Here is a 20,184-nt window from a genome sequence, read left to right as displayed (position 1 = left end):
TGGTCAGAGACCACTAAACGCGCATCGCCCGGATGCGGCAAGTCTTATCCGTAACAATGCGACACCGGGAGGCGGGCGAAGCGGCCCTCCGGAGCGGTTTGCCGTGGCATAGGCTTGAAGAATCACTGTGAAAGGACTGTAATGCCGCACCGGAACGACCCCGAGGTCATCCGCCGACTCTTGACTTCCCCCGGCCGGTGGGCTGTCGTCGGGCTCTCCAATAATCCGCGCCGTGCGGCGGTCGGGGTTTCCCGGTTCCTCATGGATCAGTTGGGCAAGGAGATCATCCCGGTCAGCCTCAAGGGCGACGATGTGCATGGACAGCAGGGCTTCAAGACCCTTGCCGAGATTCCCGGACCGATCGACGTGGTTGACTGCTTCGTGAACTCGACAAAGGTTGGCGCCGTGGTTGACGAGGCGATCGCCGTCGGGGCGAAAGCCGTCTGGCTGCAGCTTGGGGTGATCGATGAGGAGGCCGTCCAGCGCGCGAAGGATGCTGGCCTCGACGTCGTCATGGATGCCTGCCCAGCCATCGAGGCGCCGGGGCTGCTTCGCGGCCGCCCGGCCTGAGCACACCGGCGTTATCCGCCGTTTGTGCGGTGTTCCTCGACCCGGTCAAGCCATTCGTTGATCAGTGACCGGAACAGGTGCGGCTGTTCGATCTGGAGGTTGTGCCCCGCCCGGTCGAGGACGGCGAAGCTGGCCCGGGGCAGGTACTGAAGCAGCGGAAAGGTGTCCGCGTACCCGGTGACCGAGTCCTGCCTTCCCGCCAGCACTAGACTCGGCTTGTCGAAGACGGTGCCGTTATCCGGGGAATCCGTGAGTTCGTACCGTGCCCTGATCCGGTCGAGCGCTGCCTCGTCTGCCCGATTCAGGCCTGAAACTATTTCGTCCTGCGTCCGCTGCCAGGTCTCGAGCGTCTGAACCACGGCGAAGTCGTCAAATTCGCCTATATCCCCGACCCGCTCGAGCAGCGCCGGTTCGGTTACCAGCACCCGGTGTTCCGGCAGCGTGCGCTCCTCACGCCGTACCGCCGTGCCGATGGGGCAGATCATGGCCAGGCCCTGCACCTGGGCGCGCCGGTGGTGGATGACTCCCCGGGCAAGGTATCCCCCGTACGACTCTCCGACCAGAAGGAAAGGACCGGCGCCAATCTGGGCGTCGACAAATGCAAGGACCGACTCGAGGACTTCATCGGAGCCGCCAAGACCACCGGCAGGCGCCGATCTGCCCATTCCGGGCAGATCAGGGTACAGCCTGCGGTATCCGGATCTGCCGGCCAACGCCTCTTCCAGGCAGCCGATCATCAACTCCCGGTCCGGGCCCAGCCCGTGAATTGCCAGGATTGGAAGCCCGTTCCCTCGGGCCTCGAAGGCGAGAGGCGGGACGCTCACTTGTCGCCGTCCCGCGGCTTCAGTGGATGTTCCCGCCAGTCGGGCATCTCCGGCTGGCGGCCGTAACCCGGGCGGAAAAGCGGCTCGTCAGGCTCGTCCACGGGACCCCGCGGCGGGGCGCCGTGACGGTGCGTGAGCCAGTAGCCCCAGGCCAAAAGGGCCGCCGCCGAAAGGACCAGCAGCATGCCGATCGCGACGTTGACGCCGGCGCTCGCCGGAGCCTGCTCTCCCGAGGCCGCTGCGGAGGCGAAGTCGGAGACGCCCTGCGGCACGAAGAGGGTGCTCACCAACAGGAGGGCTGCGCCTGAAATGTACTGCTTCACTCCGGTTTTCATGATCTTCCTCTGGTGTTGCGCGCGTCCTGGCTCTCTAGCAAGCCTAGGTGATGTGAGGGAACGGGTAGGCAGTCTATTGGCAGGATCACGGCGTGCTTCGGTAGCGGCAGGAATAAAGCGGACCCCGGGCCGGTTCTTCACTCCGAACGGCTGGGAACCGAACCCGAAGCCGTATTTCCTTAGGAGAACTCTTGACGACTACGACCATCCTCACCCTTGTGGGAAGCCTCCGCGGCGCCTCCTACAACCGCCAGCTGGCCGAAGCGGCTGCAGTGAACGCCCCCGGCGATGTGGAGCTTGTGAATTACGACGAGCTCACCGGCATCCCGTTCTACAACGAGGACCTCGACACACCCGGCAGCGTTCCGGCTGCTGCGGCGGCGCTGCGTGCGGCGGCCGAAGACGCCGATGCAATTCTGCTGGTGTCCCCCGAATACAACGGCACGATGCCCGCCGTGCTGAAGAACGCCATCGACTGGCTCTCCCGTCCGTATGGCCAGAGTGCCCTGTCAGGCAAGCCTGCCGCCGTGATCGGATCCTCAATGAGCCCGTATGGCGCCGTGCGCGCCCACTCCGATGCGCGCCGCTCGCTCGGTGTTGCCGGAGCCACGGTCCTCAACGATGCCGAGCTCTCAATCGGCACGAGCATGACCCGTTTCGCCGAGGTGCACCCCAAGGATGACACCGAGGTTGCCGAGCAGCTCTCAGCGATCCTGACTGCTCTCTCAAGCGCAGCACAGGAGCCTGCCGCCGCCTAGTGTGCCACCGCTGCGGCCGTCCGCCGCAGAAGAGGAAGGGCCGGGAAAATCTCCTGGCCCTTCCTCTATTTAATCTCCGCGTTCAGCCTGTACGCCGTCAGGTGCGGTCCAGCTGCGAATCAGGTCGTTTTCCCCCTTCGTCGCTCGCCGGGTACTCGCCGCTCCATATAGCTCGCGGGTACCTGGCCTCGAGGGCCATGGAGCTCGGATGGCTGTCCAGCCACTGCGGCCCGAGGATTTCACCGATCACGAGCAGATCCGCCACATTCTCGGCTGAGTTAACGGACCCGAAGCCGCTATTTAGTGTCTCCACCCGTAGGCGCCGGCCGAATTGGTGGGGACCTAGTTCAATGATCACGGCCAGTATCTCGTCGTTGAGGCCATACACGTCTCGAAGTTGCCACTCGTCCCGCGGAATGATCCTCACCCGCTCGAAGGCTTCGTTGAAGGCTGTGATCCATTCATCAATTGAAAAGCCCATATGCCGGTTACCGGTCCTCAGGCGTTGGTGCTGGTTCCGCTTTTTGCGCCCGACCGGCGGTCCCGTCGTTGGAATCACCCGGGGTTCCGCTCGTCGCGTCGTTCATCGAAGCTGTCGGTCCCGGAACTACCGGCATGGGCATGGGAGTGGCGTTAATCATTTCCTCGCGCGTCAGCGGATCGGACTCCTCGTCTGCACAGCTGATCGACCCGGTGGTTCCTGCGCCTTCCCGAACAGGGCCCGGGCTTAATTCGGCACCACAGGAAGTTTCGGATCCGGGTCCCGGTCCGGCTGACGGATTGGGTCCAGCAGGTGGTGCTGCTGTGACGGCGGGCTCTTGGGGAATAGCTCCGGCTCCCTCAGTTCGCCGTATGGCTATGTCGCTTTCGGGAAGGATCGCTTTCAGGCACTCCACGATGCGGTTCGCGTCCGCTTCGCCGGCTTCAGGTACAAGCGCAATACCTAAATGCGAGGACGGCATATCGGCTGACTTCCAGCTGCCCGCGACGGTGGGATCTGCAACGCAAGACTCCACGTCGCCGTTCCACACGCCCGACACGTCCACCTGCCAAAAAGCCTGTTCTTGCCCGACGGCGTCCGTTCCTGGCGGTCCACTTCCTTGCGGACCGTTTCCGCAGCCAGCGATCAGAAGAATTGCGGTGAGCGAGCAACCAATCAAGAACGGTTTCACGAGTCCCCCAACTGTGAAGGCCAGAAACGTCAGACTGGCGTAGTGGTGATGCTAGTGCCCCATCCAATGCACCGCCAGCAATCCAAATCCTCAGCTCAGTTCTCTCCAAGAAGTAGATTTTCCGGTGAGGGATCCGTCGGCGGGTACGTGAAGTCAAACGAGCTTCTTCGTATTCCGGGCGCTTCTACCGTCCGGCTATTTCTTCTACTGCGTTGGAGAGGGCTTCCATGGATTCAGGCCCGCCGTGTCCCTCGTTCTCCAGAATCATCAGTCGGCTGGTGGCCCAGCGCCGGTGTAGTTTCCATGCTGTGATCGCTGGTCCGCTGATGTCGCGGCGTCCATGAATGAGGTACCCGGGTACGCCGTCGAGCTCGTGGATCCGCGACATGATTTCCAATCCGTCCCTAAGGAATCCATCATTGGACCAGTAGTGAGTGACAAGAAGCGCGAAGGTCAGCCGTTCCCGTTCATCCTCGAACATCGGGCCCGGGCGCCACGCTGGATCCAAGGAGACATGGGTTGACTCCCATCTGACCCATGCCAGGGCCGCGAGCAGCGAGTCCTCCCGGTCGTGGCCCGCCAGTCGTCGGGCGAAAGCCTCAACCACCCGCTCACCGGGCCGGGCATCGGCGGCTTTGCTGAAGTCTGCCCACGCTTCCGGGAAGATCATCCCGACGCCTTCAGTAATCCACTGGACTTCTTTCCGGCTTGTTGTGGTCACCGCGACAACGGCTACCCCCAGGACACTATCTGGACACTGCAGGGCATAAGCCAGGGCGAGAGTGCTGCCCCACGAGACGCCGGTGACAATCCACTTCTCTATTTTCAGGTGTCGGCGAAGAGCCTCAAGATCGTCAATCAGGGTCTGGGTGTTGTTGAATGCCAGGTTTTTCAGATCGTCCTGTGCCCTGGGAGTGCTCTTGCCGCAACCGCGCTGATCGAGGCCAATCGTCCAAAAACGCTCGGAGTCGTGCCTCCTGCGGTAGCCGCCCGCACCCAGTTTTCCGCCCGGGCCTCCGTGAAGATACACAACGGGAACACCGGAAGGGTTACCCGAGGCTTCCCAGTAAAGACTCGCGTGGGGGACCTCCAACCAGCCGCTCTCCATCCGAATCCCTCCCATTCCAAGTTCCGATTATTGGAGCAACCCTAGTGCGCCCGCCCGTGGGGCCGATCCTCAAACCAGCCCTTTACCCAGCGTCTCAGGGCGAAGACGGCAGGGACGAGTGCGAGGGAGAAAAGAAGTCCGAATAACATTGCCGGGCCGCCGACGCGTGCAACGGACCCGATGTAAACGCAAACGCCCGCGGAAATCACTGCAACGAGAATGAGAAAAATTGTCATGATGTTGGCCAATCGCGTTGACCGGTTGGTCAGCGCCCTGCCTGCTACCGCGGCCGAGATCAATTGCCAGGCTGCCAGCAATGCCATCTCGAAACCGATGAATGCAACAACCAGTGCCGTGACGGACGGGCGCGCCAGATACGCAACCTCTGGGTATGCACTGGCGAAGTTCGCCCCGGCCCCTGGAATGACTACGAGTTGAGCCAGCAGGGCCACGAGCAGAAGGACTCCCAGGAAAAAACGGAGGGGTAGTGCTTCTTGCGTGGTCATATCGCGATCATCGTCCTACGGTCGAAGGTTGGATCCGCTGCCTCGAACCTACGTTTCAAACGTTGTTCTGGACAGAACCCCGGGGAATTCATCGACACCATAGCCGAAACGAAGTCCTGGCCGACACGAAAATCACCTAGCTATCGCATAGCCACTGGATTGCTAACCGGGACCTGATGAGGGTCACCCACAAAGTTGTGCGGAGGTTTTTCGAGTGGCAGCAAGTAACGCATCAGGGAATGGAAATAGTCCTAAGGGAGTACGTCTTATACGTCATTTGGAGGACGACCTGGCCTGGAACATCTCGGTAAAGTCACTGCGGTGACAAGCGTGACCACTTGAACGTGGGCAAAAGTACACCATCACGATGCATCCAACATTTCAATTGAAGAGGGACATGTCCGAGCAACAAAACCTGGTTATGGAGGGCGCCAGAGGAGAAAGGTCCGGTCCCGACGAGGTGCGGAGGATACCCCGGCGTATCCGCAGCGGAGCGCTGCTTTCGGCCCTGACGGCGGCAACGGCGATCCTCGGACGGCTTCTGATCATCGCGGTCGCGGTCATCGGCGTGTGCTACCTCCTTTCCAGGGTGTGGGTGATCGTTCTCCCGCTGATCCTGGCCCTGCTGCTGACTTCGGTCCTTTGGCCTGTCACAAGGCTTTTGCGCCGAACCCTGCCCGCGGTGGCAGCTGCAGCCATCACGATCGTCGGGCTGGTCGGTGCTGCGGCCGGGGTGGGGTGGGTTACTGCCGCCCTGTCAGTGAACGGGGTGCGGGAACTGTCAATGCATACGAAGGACAACGTTCGGAGCCTGAACGAGTTTGCGGCGTCGTTGTCGTTCACGGAGGCAGACATCAATGGGCTCCTCGAATCGGCGCTCACCTGGCCGCAGGAGAACGTGGGGCAGATCCTGGCGCAGGTGTTTACAGGTCTCGAGACGGTCGGTTCCATCACGGTGACGGTGCTGCTGACGCTGATTCTGACCTTTTTCTGCCTCAAGGACGGAGACAAATTCTCCGGATGGCTGCTGCGGTGGACTACAGGCACGGCATTCGTCCATGTCGCGGGAGTGTCATCGAGAAGTTGGCAGACCTTGTCCGCCTACGTGTCCTCGCAGGCGGCCGTAGCGCTCGTGGACGCCGTGTTCATCGGGGTTGGACTCTGGGCGCTCGGGGTTCCGCTCGCTCTTCCATTGGCGGTTCTAATCTTCTTCGGCGGATTCCTTCCGGTGATCGGCGCCGTCGCGACCGGGCTCCTCGCCACACTCGTGGCGCTTCTGTCTGAAGGGTGGGTCACCGCCCTGATCGTGCTGGGCATCGTCCTGTTCGTGCAGCAGATCGAAAGTAACGTGCTGCAACCACTGCTGGTCGGGAGATCCCTCAAGCTCCACCCGGCAGTGGTCCTCACCGGAGCGGCGGCCGGCGCCTCGCTCTTCGGCATCGTGGGCGCGTTTCTTGCCACACCCGCAATCGCCGTGGTGATGGTCGCCCTGCAGTACTTCAGGGAGCAGATGCTCGAACCCGCCGCGATGCCCCAGACCGGTTGCTGACAAGGACTTCTACCCGCTGCAACCGACGCCGACCACTACCGGGATGATCATCCGACTGACGGCGATCCGCCAAACTGAAACACAGGCTCGCAGGCGGTAATGCGCTGGCATGTAGCTGCCGGTAGCCGGACTTCCCTTAGAACAGTGGCCAGGGAACCGCCGGCCTCCCACTGCCCGGAGCTGGAAACCGCCCTGCCGAGCGCAACCGGGCGCACCGTGCGGCGAGCGAAGCGATTTCTTCGGCGCTGAGCAACTCCGCCAGGGTTCGGCCCAGCTCACCGTGCAGTCCTTCGCTGACACGATCGATGCCGTCGAGTTCCTCGGCGGTCAGCGGGTCTCCCACCCACCCCCACAACACCGTGCGCAGCTTGTGGTCACTGTGAAAGGTCAGCCCATGGTCAACGCCGTGCCGGCGTCCGTTTCCCATGGCAAGAATGTGGTCACCTTTGCGGTCGGCGTTGTTGACGACGACGTCGAACACGGCCATGCGTCTCAGAGCCGGCGAGTCTTCGTGAACGAGGGTGACCATGCGTCCGTTCTCGTCGCGGCCTTCGAGAACGTGTTTCCAGCCGGTCTCCGGTACGTCGTCAGTCGCGACCAGATCCACGGCGTTCTGGGCGGGGTCCTGGTCCTGCCAGAGCTGCACCATCCCTTCACCCAGCGGACCACCGCGCAGCCAGGTGTGCGGCACGACGTCCCAGCCGAGAACCTGCGAGACCAGGTAAGCGGCCACCTCCCGCTGAGCCAGGGTGCCGTCCGGAAAATCCCACAGAGGATGTTCCCCCGCTATCGGCTTGTAGACGACCGCCACGCCGCCAATGCTGCCCAGGAAGGTGGCGTTCGACGCCGTCGTGATGCGGCCGGTAAGCGTCAGCTCGGCGGTCACCAGGTCGGGCGCCGGCATCAGACCTCGGGAATCGTGCAGGTATGCCCGTCGGCGTCGATCGGGTAACCGCAGAGCGGGCAGATCGGACGCCCGGCGCCCACGACCTCACGGGTGCGCTTGGCGAAGGCGCGGGCGGTGCCGACCGGCATTCTCACCAGCAGCATTTCGGACGCGCCGGCGTCGTCCTCATCGAGCGATTCGTCGTCCTCATCAGCATCGAGATCGGTGATCGGGTAGGCCTCAATGACGACCTGCGCCGTCGTTGGGTCCCACCCGAGGCTCATGGCGCCGGTGCGAAACTGCTCCTCAACGGCATCGAGCTGGTCATTGTCGACAAGTTCAATGGGAGTAGTCGTGGGAACGCTGAAGGGGTTGCCGTCAAGGGTGATGAGCTGATCAAGCATTTCGTCGATCTTCTCAGCGAGCTGTGCCGACTGCTGCTTCTCCAGGGCGATACTCACGATCTGCTTCCCTGTGCGCACCTGCAGGTAGAACGTGCGCTCCCCCGGAACACCAATGGTGCCGATGACGACGCGGTCAGGCCAGGCGAACTCGTGAACGATTGTAGGCATAGAACTACTTTAGGCTCCTGAGGTTCGTGGTGCCTTGTGGCCTGCGCCACCGCCCACCGGCGCATCGCCAGCGGGGATGCTGTTTGCCAGCCACGACAGATCCCCGGCGTCGGTGTTGGTCGCGTAGACGCTCGGCCGATGAGTGCCGTAGCTCACGATCGATACCGAGGAAGGGCCCACGGTGATGCGCTGGAACAGGTCGAGGTGCATGCCGAGCGCGTCTGCGAGGATCGACTTGATGACGTCACCGTGGCTCACCGCCACCCAGACGGCCCCCGGTCCGTACTCGGCTTCGAAAGCTGCATCGTGGCGCCGAATCGCTGCCACCGACCGAGCCTGCATTGCGGCCATGGATTCGCCGCCCGGAAAGGTGACGGCCGACGGTTGAGACTGCACAACCGACCACAAATCCTCGGTCGCGAGATCAGTGAGCATACGGCCCTGCCACTGGCCGTAATCGCACTCAGTCAGACAGGCATCGAGGTTGATATCGCCCGGCGCGTGCGGGGTGCCGGCCTGGCGATCAAGGATGAACTGGGCGGTCTGCTGACAACGCTCGAGGGGGCTCGACACCACTCCGACTAAGGGCACGGCCGCGAGCCGGTCACCGGTCAGGGCCGCCTGGTCGCGCCCGATCTGGTCCAGGTCGACGCCGGCGGCCCGACCGGCCAGCAGTCCGGTCGCGTTGGCTGTGGTGCGGCCGTGCCGCACGAGAATGACTGTTGCCATCCACCCAGCCTAACCACCCGCTCGACGGCGGCGTCCGCCCGCCCCTAGGAGAATCTGCCGGCCGCGGCATGACGCGCATTACCGGCGGCCGGCGGGTTCACCGCAGCAATTGCCCAAGTATCGGCACTTCAATGGCCGGCCGAACATTGGGCGAGCGATAGGTCAAGCACACCACGGGTAGTCAGTTGTAATGCGCGCTGATCGTGCGCTCGGATCCGTTCATGGTGAGGTGTCCGCCGTAGGGCAGGATCCACTGGGGGCGGGTATGGCCGAAGGGCACCCCGACGCAGACGACGGCACGGGGGTTGTACCGGGTGATCACCTCGATTGCGGCGTCGCGCTGGGCGTCCCGCAGGCGGAGGCGTTCATCGGCGGCGGGCCGGTGCTCGAAGCTGCTGGTGGGGGGTCGGGCTATGAGAACCCCGTCGACCGCGCTAAGGATGCCGCGTTCGCCGAGTGCGCGCACCCAGCGCTTAACCCAACCGGCCGGAGGGAGCTCCTCGCTGGTTTCCAGCAGCAGGATCGACCCGCGGAGATCCTCGACCGGCGGCAGCCGGTCCGCCAGTGCAAGCTCGTCAAGGACCTCAAGGCATCCGCCCCAGGTCCTGCCCGACACGGTCCGTGCCGGCCCGGACCAGCTCCATGGCTCGGTGGGCTCCCGTTCCCCGAACTCGGCAAGAGCTTGAGGGTCGAGCCAGTCCCGGCCGAAGTCCTCGGATTCACCGGGATCATTGACGGTCAGCTCGCCGCCGGTCATCAGGGCGGCTTTCAGAGAGGCGAGGTGCACCTCGTCGATGCGCGGACCCGGACCGAGGTGGACCTGGCTGGAGCCGCCGTAGAACCCGGTAATGCCGTGGGACCAGAGCCAGTTCAGCAGGTGGGTGTTGTCGCTGTAGCCGAGGAAGATCTTGGGGTCGGCGCGGGCGAGTCCAGCGTCCAGGTGCGGGATGACAGTGATTTGGTCATTACCGCCGACGGTGGCGAGGATGGCCCGGATGGTGGGGTCGGCGAAGGCCGCGTTGAGATCGGCGGCACGGTCCCCGGCGGATGCGCCAAGCCGCCGGGTCGTCGGGAACTCCACGGGGACCAGCCCGGTCGCGGCCGCCAGCCGTGTCATGGCCTGTTCGTGTACCGCGGGTGCGAAGCCCGGGGCCGCGAATGACGGCGACAGGACCGCTACCCGGTCACCCTTGCGAAGTTTCGGAGCCGATATTGTGTTCCCCCATTTTTCCATCCCGCCATTCAAACACAACGGCAATGTCAGCCTTCGCCACATCACGAATCCACCTGAACCTGCCGGGGCTGACCAACTCGCCTAGTACGGTTTTCACCCGCCCTGAAGCGGATCCTCAGCCGGACGCATTGTCGAGGTGGGCCGAGTAATCGAGGTGGACGATGCAGCGGTCGTGGGTGATACCGTCTTCCCGCAGCTGGGTGATACCGCCTGGTGTGGCGGGGAACCTCGCATAGCCGGCATGGTCCAGGGGCAGTTTGATCCATGCGCTGATGAGGTAGGTCAGGGTGCCACCGTGGGTGACGATGATCGAGTGTTCAGCGTCGGCCTGTAGTACCCGGTCAAGGGCGCGGTACGCGCGGGTGGCCCACTGGCGGCGGGTCTCGGTTCCGGGAGTACCGGGTTGATGCTCCATCCGGCCTGAGCCTTGAGGCGGCGGGACGAACATGGTCGTCCCGGGTGTCCTTCCCTCGGCTTCGCCGTAGGACCGCTCCCGCAGGTCCGGGTCGATGACGGTCGGTATTCCAAACGCTCGGGCGATCGGCTCCGCAGTCTGCTGGGCACGGAGCAGATCCGACGTCGCCAGATGCGCGCCGTCTCCTTCGGGGATCAGCCCCACAAGATGGTGAGCGATTCGTTCTGCATCGTGCATGCCCCGTGTGGTGAGTGAGGAGTCGTACCAGCCTCCCACCAGGTTCTCGGTGACGTGGGTTGCCTCGGGATGGGTGGCGATGTAGATGCTGCGCATCACTGGAGCGTAACCGCCCGTACCTGCATGAGACCGACGTGTGAAGGGCTTGAGGCAGGGTGCCAAACCCTAGAGTGAGGGGATGCCCCGTGAGATCGAGAAAGTCGCCTGCTACGTCGTGCACGACGGGCACCTCCTGGTGTTCACCCACGACGACGTGCCGATGACAGTGACCGGGGTGCAGATCCCGGCCGGATCGATCAAGCCCGGAGAGCCCCCGGAGGACGCTGCGGTCCGCGAGCTCTTCGAGGAAACCGGCCGGTACGGGCAGGTAGTTCGTGGGATCGGTATCCAGCGGTATGACCTCAGGCCGGCCCGGGACGAGGTCGCCGTCCGGCACTACTTTCACATGAGGATGGCGGCCGCCGACGTAGCCGAGCAGTGGACAGCGGGGGAGCGGGATCCCTCCCGTGGCGGAGCGGGCAGCAGCTGGACCTGTTGGTGGATCCCACTCGCCGACGCGCACGTTCTCGCAGCAGGATTTGGCGCACTGCTCGGCTCAATGCTCACAACAAGCTATGAGGGGAGCGGCGCAGGGTAACGAGGTCCCCTACCTCAAGCGTTCCTAAGCGACGGGCGTGGGCCTGCAGGCCGAAGATCGTTCCGTGGTGGGCGCCGAGGCTCTTGAGAACTTTGGGGCCAGCAATGACACGCGCCTGATCCTGATCAACCATGGTGCAGCGCGGCATGCCGGCCCCGATGCGGAGGATCACTTCGCTTCCAACGGTCAGCTCCGCGCCCTCCAGTCCGCTTTCAAGAAACTCCGGCTCGGTACCGGTGTCCAGGATGATGTTGGCGCGGAAGCGGCGGTGATCGATCCCGGCACCCACCAGGTTGGACACGGCCGCGAGAGAGGACGTGGTGAGCACGTGAAGCGGTGACTCGTCGTGGTGCTGTACCGTGCTTTCCGGGCGTAACGTCAGCTCCTGGCCGAAGGCCTCGCTGAGTGCCCTGGACGCATCGGGGCTGTCCGCCCGGTACAGCACGCCCTCCGGGCTGCGGAGAATCGGTATGCCGCTGGCATCGTCAGCGGTGGAGGTCCAGTTCATCAGTCCCGCTACAGGGCGGAAGCGGTGGGTCCGTTTTCCACTGGCGATACCACCATCGCGGGTATAGACCGCCCACCGGCGATCATTCCGCAGGCCCTCCTCCGTCACATCAACGCTGCGCAGGGACTGGCCGGACGTCGATTTCACCGGATACCGGTACAACGCCTGGATTCTTCCCACTGGGGTTCCTTCGTGCGGCATCGAGTCATTCTCGCACTCTTGTTGCGGAGGATCCCTCACCTCGACAAGACAGGCGGCACTGAAACTCTTGCGTGGTGGCTTTGGGATACCGTCAGGGGATGGGGTCGCAATGTCTATTTTGTGAAATCGTGGCGGGCACTGCACCTGCCCATGTCGCGCAGGAGAACGACGGGGCAGTGGCGTTCCTGGACCGCTACCCGGTTAACCCCGGTCACACGCTCGTCATCCCTAAGCGGCATTCGGATGACGTCTTCGGCATGACCGAGGACGACGCTGCCGCAGTCTTCGCCTTGGTATATGAAATCAGCCGCCGGATCAGGGACGTCTTCGGGCCGGATCAGGCGCTCAACATCTTGATGTCGAACGGCGCGGCGGCCGATCAGTCGGTCTTCCATTCCCATGTTCACCTCATTCCGAGGAACCCGGGGGACGGCTTCGCGTTCGTGGAAGATCCCAGACCAGCGCCCACGGATGGGCAGCTGGACGAGATGCGTCGGGCTCTACATCGGGGATCCTCCGGCTGAATAGTCGAGCCGCTTCGGGTCGTCTGTGCCGTTTGAGGATGGTTGCCGGTCCTACGTGGCGATCCGATGAGACCGGCGGGTGCACGCATCGGGTGCCTGACGGTGTCACTATTGCCCATCCTCCAGCAGGCGCTTTCTCGGGCTACCGGCCTAGGACGTGTCCCCATTCCAGTGCGTCCCCGAGGTGTTCATCGCTGAATCCGGGGTGTGCTTTCCGGAGTTCGGTCATGTCCTTTTCGTTGTTCCATGCGCCGAAGCCGAGTCGTTCACCATGGTCGATCAGGGCCGTCGATCTCCTTTCGGCGTCCTCGATCGTTTTCGGCCCGAAACTGCTCCCAAGCTCCTGCCCGACATCGATAATCCCCAGGCCCTCCCTCACGTACTGCCCGCCGAACCGGCGGTTGCGGTACACCAAGGCGAAGACTGCATTCAATACATCCTCCGCCTTGCACGCGGCAATCAGCTCCTGCCTGCGACGCAGGCCATCGGCCCGGTGGGATTCCGCCCACTCCATGGCGGTGTCGAGTTCCTGCTCGTACCGCTCCATGGGATAGCCGGGGGCGATTTTCCGCATACGGGCGAGAACGTCTTCGCGGGGAACCCCCTCGTACAGGTGTTTGCCAGCATGGTATGCCGACGCGGACTCGGCGGAAAAGTTCTCTTCCTCCACTCCTGATTCCTCCAATTTTCTAGCTCAGGGTACCCTGCGGCGCTTATCCGCAATCAGGCGAAGTGACCCAGTGTCCGTTGGTGGTATTGCCGCGTTGTCGAGCGCCTGCGCCGACGCCTTCACCGATATCAGCGCTCATGACATCCAGGAGGGCCCTACTATTCAACGCCCGGCTCGTAGGTTCCGAAGCTCCATTCGGTGCCTTCGGGGTCGAGAACCGCGCGCGGCGGGAACCCCACCCGGTGTTCTCCGGTTCAATGACTGAGCGCCCACCGGCCGCAATGGCCGTGTCGTGTGCGACGGGATCCTCAGGGCCGCAGCAGCACCTTGATGGCGCGGCGTTCATCCATGGCCTTGTACGCCTCCGCCGCCTCCTCGAGGGGCATCTCGACGTCGAACACGCGCCCCGGGTTGATCGTCCCGTCGAGCACGTCCCTCAGCAGTTCGGGGATGTACGTGTGCGCCGGCGCCATGCCCCCGCCCACCGTGATGTTCTTGGCGAACAGCACACCGATCGGCAGCTCGGGCCCGCCCGCAGGCACGCCGACGAACCCGAGGTGCCCGCCCGGACGCGTGCTCCGCAGCGCCTGGTCCATCGACTCCTTGGTCCCCACGCACTCGAGAACGGAATCGGCGAGTACTCCGCCGAGCAGCTCCCGCACCTTCGCCACGCCCTCGTCGCCGCGCTGGGCCACGACGTCCGTTGCCCCGAATTCGCGGGCAAGGGCCTGCCGGTCCTCGTGCCGCGACATGGCGATGATGCGCTCCGCACCCAGGCGCTTTGCGGCGAGGACGCCGCAGAGCCCGACGGCGCCGTCACCCACCACGACGACCGTGCTTCCCGGGCCCACCCTGGCGGACACCGCAGCGTGGTGGCCAGTGGACATGACGTCCGAGAGGGTCAGAAGGCTCGCCGTCAGGGCGGCGTCCGGCTCGGTGACACCCTCGACCTTGCGCAGTGTGCCCTCGGCCTGCGGAACCCGCACGGCCTCGCCCTGCCCGCCCTGCACGAAATCGCCGTTCTCGTCGGTGCTGCCCCAGCCCGTCAGGTGATCGCACGCGACCGTCACACCGTTGAGGCACTGCGGGCACTTTCCGCAGCTGTCGACGAACGGTGCGATCACGAAGTCACCGACCGCGATGTCCCGCACCTCGCCACCCACCGACTCGACGACGCCGACGAACTCGTGCCCGATGGCCTTCGGCTCCTTGGTGGGCCTGACGCCCCGGTAGGGCCACAAATCGGACCCGCACACGCAGGACGCCGTCACCTTCACCACGGCGTCGGTCGGCCGGATGATGCTCGGATAGTCGCGGTCCTCAACCCGGATGTCGCCGGGCCCGTGGATGATGGTGGCTCGCATGATTTCTCCTGGAAGTCTTTTTCTTCGGCGCCGGTGCCGGGTTGGTGGGTGCGGGCGCTCAGGTGCCGGTCAAGGTGGAGTCTAGGGTGCTGGCGGGCAGTCAAGCTAACGCAGCCCGCTCACGGTGGACGTTTGGTTGTGCAGCCAACTCGAGGGACGGCCACCTGCAACCAGACTCCCGGTCCCCGCGACTGATATTTTGGGGACTGATAAGGAGACACTCATGCCGCGCCCCCGATCCGCCCTGCTGTCCGTTGACCTGATCGTCGAGGCGGCGCTTAGGCTTGTTGACCAGACTGGGGACTTCAGCTTCCCTCGAATTGCCCGCGAACTGGGCGTGAGCCAGTCCTCCCTCTACAACCGTATCTCCGGCCGCGAACACATCATCGAACTCCTCCGGGCGCACCTTTTCGCTTCGAATCCCCTGCCGGAAATCACTGAAGCGCCCTGGGACGAAGCGCTGCGCATCCTCATTCGCGGCTACCGCGACTGCTTCGCCCCGCACCCCAAACTGGTACCCCTCCTGGTGACCCAGACGGTAAGGGCGCCGGAGGTCATCAAGCTGTATGAGGATCTCGCGAAGACGCTCGAGCGCTCCGGCCTTGATGCGGACGACGTCGCTCCCGCGTTGTCCCTCATCGACTACTTCGCCCTCGGAGCGGCGCTCGATTACACCGCTCCGGAGGAGGTCTGGGCCCCGGCGCCGGATCAGTACCCCGCCCTGACCAGGGCCGTCGCTTCGAACCCTTCCGCATCAGAAAGAATCGAGCGGGCCTTTGACTTCGGGCTCGAAGCGCTCATCACAGGCATCGCGAGCGAGGCGAAACGCAAAGTTATATGAAAGGGTTTCAAAAACCCTTGCCAGAGTGTCCGTGCGGTCTCCATACTAAATGAACACCGTTCATTTGGGGTGACGGTCATCACACTCATCCAGTGAATGGAGCACGCCGTGGCAATCACACCCACCCAACTTGAGGACACCGTCCGGGTTCCCCTGACTGCCTCCCGGGCTGTCTCCACTTTCGGAATCACGGTCGTGGGGTTCATGACCGCCAATCTGGTTCCTGTCATGATCATTGCGCTGAATGATCTGGGCTTTACTCCAACCGGCGCCGGCACTCTTATGACCGCCTGCCTGCTGCTCTCTGCCCTTGCCTGTCTGGCCACCTCCCGCTGGACCGCCCGTGGCGGACGCTACGTCGTGGCGCGCGCTGGCCTGGCACTGACCGCCCTGGGTTTCGGCACGGCCGCCCTTATCGCCGATCCGGTGATCGCCGCCGTTGGAATCATCGTGGGCGGCATCGGCGGAGGCGGAGCGGTTGCTGCCGGCGGTGCCGCCCTGGCCGCGCTGCGCGACCCTGACCGCGCCTCGGGGATCAGCGGGTTCGCCAACCGGGCGATCGTCGCCGTCGTGCTGTTCGTCATCCCCGTCGTTGGGCTGGGGATGGCGAGCGCCTTCGGCATCCTGGCTTGCCTGGCGCTGGCCGCGCTGGCCACCACAGGGTGGCTGCCCGATCGCCCTGCCGCAACAGCTCCTGACACCACCTTTCGAGCAACGGCTGCAGTCAAGGGCTCCCGCGCCGTCACCATCGCCGGTTACGTCCTTCTTGCCTGCTTCGCCGTCTGGGCCCTGGGGGAGGACTCACTCTGGGCGGTGGCCGCAGTAATGGGGGCGGAACAGGCCGGCCTGAGTGACACAGGAATGGGACTGGTCCTCAGCCTTTCAACCCTGGGCGGGCTCCTTGCCGCCGCCCTGGTGGGACTGGCCGGCAAGCGGCTCGGACGGACAGTTCCCCTCGTTACAGCCCTCCTTGTCGGAGCGTCCCTGAAGATCGCTTCTGGATTCATCACCGATCCCCAGCTGTACCTGGTGGTCATCATCATCTGGAACACCGTCTACATGATCGCGTTCCTCTACGTCATCGCCATCGCCGCCGCACTGGACGCAACCGGCCGCTGGTCCGCTCCCATCCTCGGGGTCTACCTGGTGGGATCCTCCTTCGCCCCCCTGTTCGGAACCGCGGTGTCCGCGACCCTTGGGTACCCGGCGTTGGGCATCATTCTCGGCGCCATCACCCTTCTGGTCCTAATTCCCCTGGTCATCGTCTCCCGCATGTCGCTCCGGACCGAAAAAGGCCTCCTGCCGGGGGCCGCGCCGGAAACCGACTTCCCTCACGCAGCAATCGTCTAAACCCGAACGGACCTCCTGTGCCACGTCAGCGAACCGCCTACACCAACGCATCCATCCTCACCCCCGAAGGAGTCATCGAAGGGTCCGTCGTAATCAACGGCAGCAGGATCGAAGCTGTCCACAGCGGCGCCCCCGAAGCACCCTCCGGTGCAGCGGACATGCATCAGATCGATCTCGGCGGCAGGTTCATCCTTCCTGGATTCATCGATGCACACAGCCACCTGCTCATGCTCGGGCAATCACTTCAAAAAGTGCAGCTCCGCGGCGCTCGATCACTCGGTGATATTCAGGAAGCCCTGAAGGACGCGCGGCAGCAGAACCCCGGCGCAGCCCGGATTTTGGGCAGCGGCTGGCTCTACAGCGCGCTGAACGGCGCTGCCCCTCACCGGGCAATGCTTGATGCGGCAATCGAGGACATTCCCGTCTACCTGGATGCGAATGATCTGCACTCGGTCTGGGCGAACACCGCGGCGCTGGCGGAACTGGGTGTCACCGCCGACACCGATGATCCTCATGGAGGATCGGTCACGCGGGACCCAGCCACAGGGGAAGCGACCGGCATGCTTCTCGAAACGGCTGCGCAGCAGATCGTCTGGCCTGCGCTGGCCCGTCACGCTACCGACGCAGACCGGGACACCTGGATTGACAGCGCGATCAGTCACTACCTTGCCAGTGGGGTGACCAGCGCTGTCGACATGGCGGTTGAGGAAAACGACCTGCAGGCCTTCCTCCGGGCGAAAGCCCGGCACGGAGGAGAACTGCCCCTGCGGATCAAGGGACACTGGTTCATCCACCACCGCCCCACCGTGGAGGAGAACCTCCAGCAGGTCCTGCACGCCGTGAAGCTGGCAGCGCAGGTCGATTCACCGACGCTGAAGATCACCGGGATCAAACTGGTGCTCGATGGCGTCATCGACAGCTGCACCGCAGCCATGAAGGAACCCTTCACGGACGGCACCAGCAGCGACCCGATCTGGGACCGTGAGGAGCTTCTTCCCGTCGTCGCCGCGGCAGATGCGGCCGGACTGCAGATCGCCATCCACGCCATCGGCGATGAGGCCTCGGACATCGCCCTGGATGCACTGGAAGCGGCTTACACACTCAATGGCCCCCGGGACCGGCGCCACCGGATAGAGCACCTGGAGACCGTGACACCCGAGAACGTGGCCAGGCTCGCCCGCCTCGGCGTCGTCGCCTCCATGCAGCCCGTCCACGCCGACCCCGCCATCCAGGACAACTGGCGCGCAGTGCTGGGCGATCACCGAACGGAACGGGCCTACCCGTGGACAGAGTTCACGGCCGCCGGAGCCACTCTCGCCCTCAGCACCGACGCCCCCACCGCCCCCTATCAACCCCTGCCCAACATGTACATCGCGGCGACCCGTAAGTCCGCCCTTGATCAATCCCTGCCGGCGAACCTTCCCCAGTACGCACTCGATCTTGAGGCGGCGCTCCATCATGCAACCCGGGATGCGGCCTATTCCTGCAGGGCGGAGAACCAGGAAGGCAGCATCGCCCCGGGTTCGCTGGCGGACTTCACCGTGCTGGAGGCGGACCCTCTGGCCCAGGACCCCATCGGTCTGCTCAGCAACCGCGCCTGCCTGACCGTTGTTGGCGGTCATCACCAGTTCGAACTGTCGATGGCGCTGCCCTCACGCCATCAGGAAGCACGCCAGTAACCGGCCTCATAGTCTGGGCGCACATGACATCCGCAGGAAGGAGCGCCCCGAGCGTGTGCCGGGGCGCTCCTTGTAGGTTGCGGCGCGGTGCCGGTGCTGGTCAGGCGAGCAAGATGGTGATGAGCCTGATGGAGGAGGCGATGATGGCGACGAGGCCAATGGCGCCGAAGAGGTTCTGCCACCATTTGTTGCGGAGCTCGCCCATGATCGAGGACCTGTTGGCCATGATGACGATCAGCACGCCGAGCAGCGGGGCGATGAGCACCGTGAGGGATTGGGCGATGACAATCAGGCCCACGGGTGAGGACTGGAACGAGAGGGTGATGATCAGTCCGAACGCCAGGATGGCTCCCGTGAAAGTGCGGGCGGTGGGCGACCCTGCCTTGGCACCGCGGCCGAGGGCGTCGGAGATCATGGTGCCGCCGGCGGTGGCGTTGGCAATCATCGATGAGAAGGCTGCGCCGGAGAGGCCAAGGGCGAACACCATCGCGCCGACGGGGCCTGCCAGGGGCGTAAAGACGGAGGCGAGGTCGTTGATGGTTCCGGCCTCCGCACCCGTTTTGCCGAGTACGGCAGCCGCGACCATGATGACGAGGGCGGTCATGATGCCGGGTGCGACGATGCCGGGAATGGTGTCGACGAGGGTGATGTCGCGGTAGTCGGCGCGGGTTCGGCGGTGTTCCTTGATGCCGTAGGAGGTGTAGAAGGCGGCGTTGATGGAGAAGTTGGTGCCAACCAGTGCCACGATGAGGATTTCACTTCCCGGCGGCAGGCTTGGAACCATGCCCTCCAGGGACCGGTACCAGTCGGGTTGGGCAACCACGGTGCTGGCGATGAAGGCAATGCCCATGAGAACCAGCACCGGGATTTCGGTGTCCCAGCGCTTCATGTTGCGGACGCCGTTCTTGGTGGCAAACACGCCCTCCATGCCGGCGATCTCCAACTGGGTTTCCAGGTCATAGGTTGCCTTGGTGACATCCGGGTACTGGAAGAGGATCAGCGGCAGGCCTGAGGTTTCGTAGATTTCCTTGTAACGGGTCTGCGGGGCGCCCGTCTGGTAACCGAAGCGCAGCCAGCCGTGGGACGGGTAGACCAGACCGGCCTCGGCCCCCGCCTCAACGGCACGCTTCGCCTCAAGGGCAGCAACGGTGTTGCCCTCGCCGGTGAGGCCCGCGATGATCGGGATTCGGCTGTTGACGGCGTTCTTGAACTCACGAATGACGAGTGCCTGCTCCTCCTGCGTCAGGAAGGTGCCTTCACCGGCGTGGCCGAGAACCACGAGGCCCTTGACGCCCTGAACGCTGGCCAGCCAGCCGCCCAGGCGGTGGATGGCGTCGACGTCGACGCTGCCGTCACGGTTGAACGGGGTTACAGGTGCGGGAACAAGCCCGCGAAGATCCATGGTCATTGCACTACCTCTGTCTTGTCTGGTCGGAGGTTCCGCATATACTGAAAACGTTTGCGGGAACGTTTTCATTGTGCGTTGTGCTCCAGCTCACTGTCAAGGGTTGATTT

General features: G+C 64.1%; 22 protein-coding genes. 8 read left to right on the top strand and 14 right to left on the bottom strand.

Annotation, left to right across the window (positions count from 1 at the left end; all coding sequences use genetic code 11):
* Window positions 1-141 precede the first annotated feature (141 nt).
* On the top strand, window positions 142-570 hold the full coding sequence (locus AC4D14_RS12330; protein ID WP_490902687.1) for a CoA-binding protein: 429 nt from the start codon (window positions 142-144) through the stop codon (window positions 568-570).
* 11 nt (window positions 571-581) lie between these two features.
* Here AC4D14_RS12330 and AC4D14_RS12325 read toward each other — a convergent pair whose 3' ends face one another.
* The gene (locus AC4D14_RS12325) at window positions 582-1,394 is read right to left on the bottom strand and encodes an alpha/beta fold hydrolase (RefSeq protein ID WP_490902686.1); all 813 of its coding nucleotides are present in this window, start codon (window positions 1,392-1,394) and stop codon (window positions 582-584) included.
* The gene (locus tag AC4D14_RS12320) at window positions 1,391-1,729 is read right to left on the bottom strand and encodes a hypothetical protein (RefSeq protein ID WP_490902685.1); all 339 of its coding nucleotides are present in this window, start codon (window positions 1,727-1,729) and stop codon (window positions 1,391-1,393) included. The genes AC4D14_RS12325 and AC4D14_RS12320 overlap by 4 nt, the downstream gene beginning before the upstream one ends.
* A 191-nt stretch (window positions 1,730-1,920) precedes the next feature.
* Between AC4D14_RS12320 and AC4D14_RS12315 the strand changes: the two genes are divergently transcribed.
* The gene (locus tag AC4D14_RS12315) at window positions 1,921-2,487 is read left to right on the top strand and encodes an NAD(P)H-dependent oxidoreductase (protein WP_490902683.1); all 567 of its coding nucleotides are present in this window, start codon (window positions 1,921-1,923) and stop codon (window positions 2,485-2,487) included.
* 97 nt (window positions 2,488-2,584) lie between these two features.
* Here the strand turns inward: AC4D14_RS12315 and AC4D14_RS12310 are convergent, their stop codons facing one another.
* The 3 genes from AC4D14_RS12310 to AC4D14_RS12300 form a co-directional block, all read right to left on the bottom strand.
* The gene (locus tag AC4D14_RS12310) at window positions 2,585-2,968 is read right to left on the bottom strand and encodes a hypothetical protein (RefSeq protein ID WP_490902682.1); all 384 of its coding nucleotides are present in this window, start codon (window positions 2,966-2,968) and stop codon (window positions 2,585-2,587) included.
* 875 nt (window positions 2,969-3,843) lie between these two features.
* Entirely contained in the window at window positions 3,844-4,767 is a 924-nt protein-coding gene (locus AC4D14_RS12305) for an alpha/beta fold hydrolase (RefSeq protein ID WP_490902680.1), read from the bottom strand.
* Window positions 4,768-4,808: 41 nt separating this feature from the next.
* Window positions 4,809-5,273 carry a DUF2975 domain-containing protein gene (locus tag AC4D14_RS12300; protein WP_490902678.1) on the bottom strand — a complete coding sequence of 155 codons (465 nt, stop codon included), beginning with the start codon at window positions 5,271-5,273 and terminating at the stop codon, window positions 4,809-4,811.
* Between the two features lie 397 nt (window positions 5,274-5,670).
* Between AC4D14_RS12300 and AC4D14_RS12295 the strand changes: the two genes are divergently transcribed.
* The gene (locus AC4D14_RS12295; protein ID WP_490902676.1) at window positions 5,671-6,822 is read left to right on the top strand and encodes an AI-2E family transporter; all 1,152 of its coding nucleotides are present in this window, start codon (window positions 5,671-5,673) and stop codon (window positions 6,820-6,822) included.
* 136 nt (window positions 6,823-6,958) lie between these two features.
* Here the strand turns inward: AC4D14_RS12295 and AC4D14_RS12290 are convergent, their stop codons facing one another.
* The 5 genes from AC4D14_RS12290 to AC4D14_RS12270 all read right to left on the bottom strand — a co-directional run bounded on the left by AC4D14_RS12290 (window position 6,959) and on the right by AC4D14_RS12270 (window position 10,991).
* The gene (locus AC4D14_RS12290) at window positions 6,959-7,726 is read right to left on the bottom strand and encodes an SCO1664 family protein (protein WP_490902673.1); all 768 of its coding nucleotides are present in this window, start codon (window positions 7,724-7,726) and stop codon (window positions 6,959-6,961) included.
* The gene (locus tag AC4D14_RS12285) at window positions 7,726-8,280 is read right to left on the bottom strand and encodes a DUF3090 domain-containing protein (RefSeq protein ID WP_490902669.1); all 555 of its coding nucleotides are present in this window, start codon (window positions 8,278-8,280) and stop codon (window positions 7,726-7,728) included. The genes AC4D14_RS12290 and AC4D14_RS12285 overlap by 1 nt, the downstream gene beginning before the upstream one ends.
* A 9-nt stretch (window positions 8,281-8,289) precedes the next feature.
* Window positions 8,290-9,009 carry a histidine phosphatase family protein gene (locus AC4D14_RS12280; RefSeq protein WP_490902667.1) on the bottom strand — a complete coding sequence of 240 codons (720 nt, stop codon included), beginning with the start codon at window positions 9,007-9,009 and terminating at the stop codon, window positions 8,290-8,292.
* Between the two features lie 181 nt (window positions 9,010-9,190).
* On the bottom strand, window positions 9,191-10,243 hold the full coding sequence (locus AC4D14_RS12275) for a S66 family peptidase (protein WP_490902665.1): 1,053 nt from the start codon (window positions 10,241-10,243) through the stop codon (window positions 9,191-9,193).
* A 115-nt stretch (window positions 10,244-10,358) separates the two neighbouring features.
* A complete protein-coding gene (locus AC4D14_RS12270; protein ID WP_490902662.1) occupies window positions 10,359-10,991 on the bottom strand; it encodes a histidine phosphatase family protein in 633 nt (210 codons plus the stop codon).
* Window positions 10,992-11,073: 82 nt separating this feature from the next.
* On the opposite strand from AC4D14_RS12270, the gene AC4D14_RS12265 reads away from it, so the two are divergent.
* The gene (locus AC4D14_RS12265; RefSeq protein ID WP_490902661.1) at window positions 11,074-11,532 is read left to right on the top strand and encodes an NUDIX hydrolase; all 459 of its coding nucleotides are present in this window, start codon (window positions 11,074-11,076) and stop codon (window positions 11,530-11,532) included.
* On the opposite strand, the gene AC4D14_RS12260 is transcribed toward AC4D14_RS12265, so the two are convergent.
* Window positions 11,498-12,220, bottom strand: coding sequence for an MOSC domain-containing protein (locus tag AC4D14_RS12260; RefSeq protein ID WP_490902659.1), 723 nt, complete (start codon window positions 12,218-12,220; stop codon window positions 11,498-11,500). The genes AC4D14_RS12265 and AC4D14_RS12260 overlap by 35 nt on opposite strands.
* Window positions 12,221-12,315: 95 nt before the next feature.
* Here AC4D14_RS12260 and AC4D14_RS12255 point away from each other — a divergent pair, with 95 nt between their 5' ends.
* The gene (locus AC4D14_RS12255) at window positions 12,316-12,765 is read left to right on the top strand and encodes an HIT family protein (protein WP_490902658.1); all 450 of its coding nucleotides are present in this window, start codon (window positions 12,316-12,318) and stop codon (window positions 12,763-12,765) included.
* A 142-nt stretch (window positions 12,766-12,907) separates the two neighbouring features.
* Here the strand turns inward: AC4D14_RS12255 and AC4D14_RS12250 are convergent, their stop codons facing one another.
* Both AC4D14_RS12250 and AC4D14_RS12245 read right to left on the bottom strand, forming a co-directional pair.
* A complete protein-coding gene (locus tag AC4D14_RS12250; protein ID WP_490902656.1) occupies window positions 12,908-13,435 on the bottom strand; it encodes a hypothetical protein in 528 nt (175 codons plus the stop codon).
* Between the two features lie 308 nt (window positions 13,436-13,743).
* Window positions 13,744-14,799 (bottom strand): zinc-dependent alcohol dehydrogenase family protein, encoded by a 1,056-nt coding sequence (locus AC4D14_RS12245; protein WP_490902654.1) that lies wholly within the window; start codon window positions 14,797-14,799, stop codon window positions 13,744-13,746.
* Window positions 14,800-15,022: 223 nt separating this feature from the next.
* On the opposite strand from AC4D14_RS12245, the gene AC4D14_RS12240 reads away from it, so the two are divergent.
* The 3 genes from AC4D14_RS12240 to AC4D14_RS12230 all read left to right on the top strand — a co-directional run bounded on the left by AC4D14_RS12240 (window position 15,023) and on the right by AC4D14_RS12230 (window position 18,669).
* On the top strand, window positions 15,023-15,640 hold the full coding sequence (locus tag AC4D14_RS12240; protein ID WP_490902653.1) for a TetR/AcrR family transcriptional regulator C-terminal domain-containing protein: 618 nt from the start codon (window positions 15,023-15,025) through the stop codon (window positions 15,638-15,640).
* A gap of 108 nt (window positions 15,641-15,748) precedes the next feature.
* On the top strand, window positions 15,749-16,990 hold the full coding sequence (locus AC4D14_RS12235) for an MFS transporter (RefSeq protein ID WP_490902651.1): 1,242 nt from the start codon (window positions 15,749-15,751) through the stop codon (window positions 16,988-16,990).
* A gap of 17 nt (window positions 16,991-17,007) precedes the next feature.
* Window positions 17,008-18,669: an amidohydrolase gene (locus AC4D14_RS12230; RefSeq protein ID WP_490902649.1), complete on the top strand. Its 1,662-nt coding sequence runs from the start codon at window positions 17,008-17,010 to the stop codon at window positions 18,667-18,669.
* Window positions 18,670-18,769: 100 nt separating this feature from the next.
* On the opposite strand, the gene AC4D14_RS12225 is transcribed toward AC4D14_RS12230, so the two are convergent.
* Entirely contained in the window at window positions 18,770-20,077 is a 1,308-nt protein-coding gene (locus AC4D14_RS12225; RefSeq protein WP_490902647.1) for a dihydrodipicolinate synthase family protein, read from the bottom strand.
* Between the last annotated feature and the right edge of the window lie 107 nt (window positions 20,078-20,184).

It is taken from the genome of Arthrobacter sp. TJ-254 (assembly GCF_058269175.1).
Note: the sequence above shows the minus strand (reverse complement) of the source record. Positions and strands in the feature narration are given on the sequence as shown.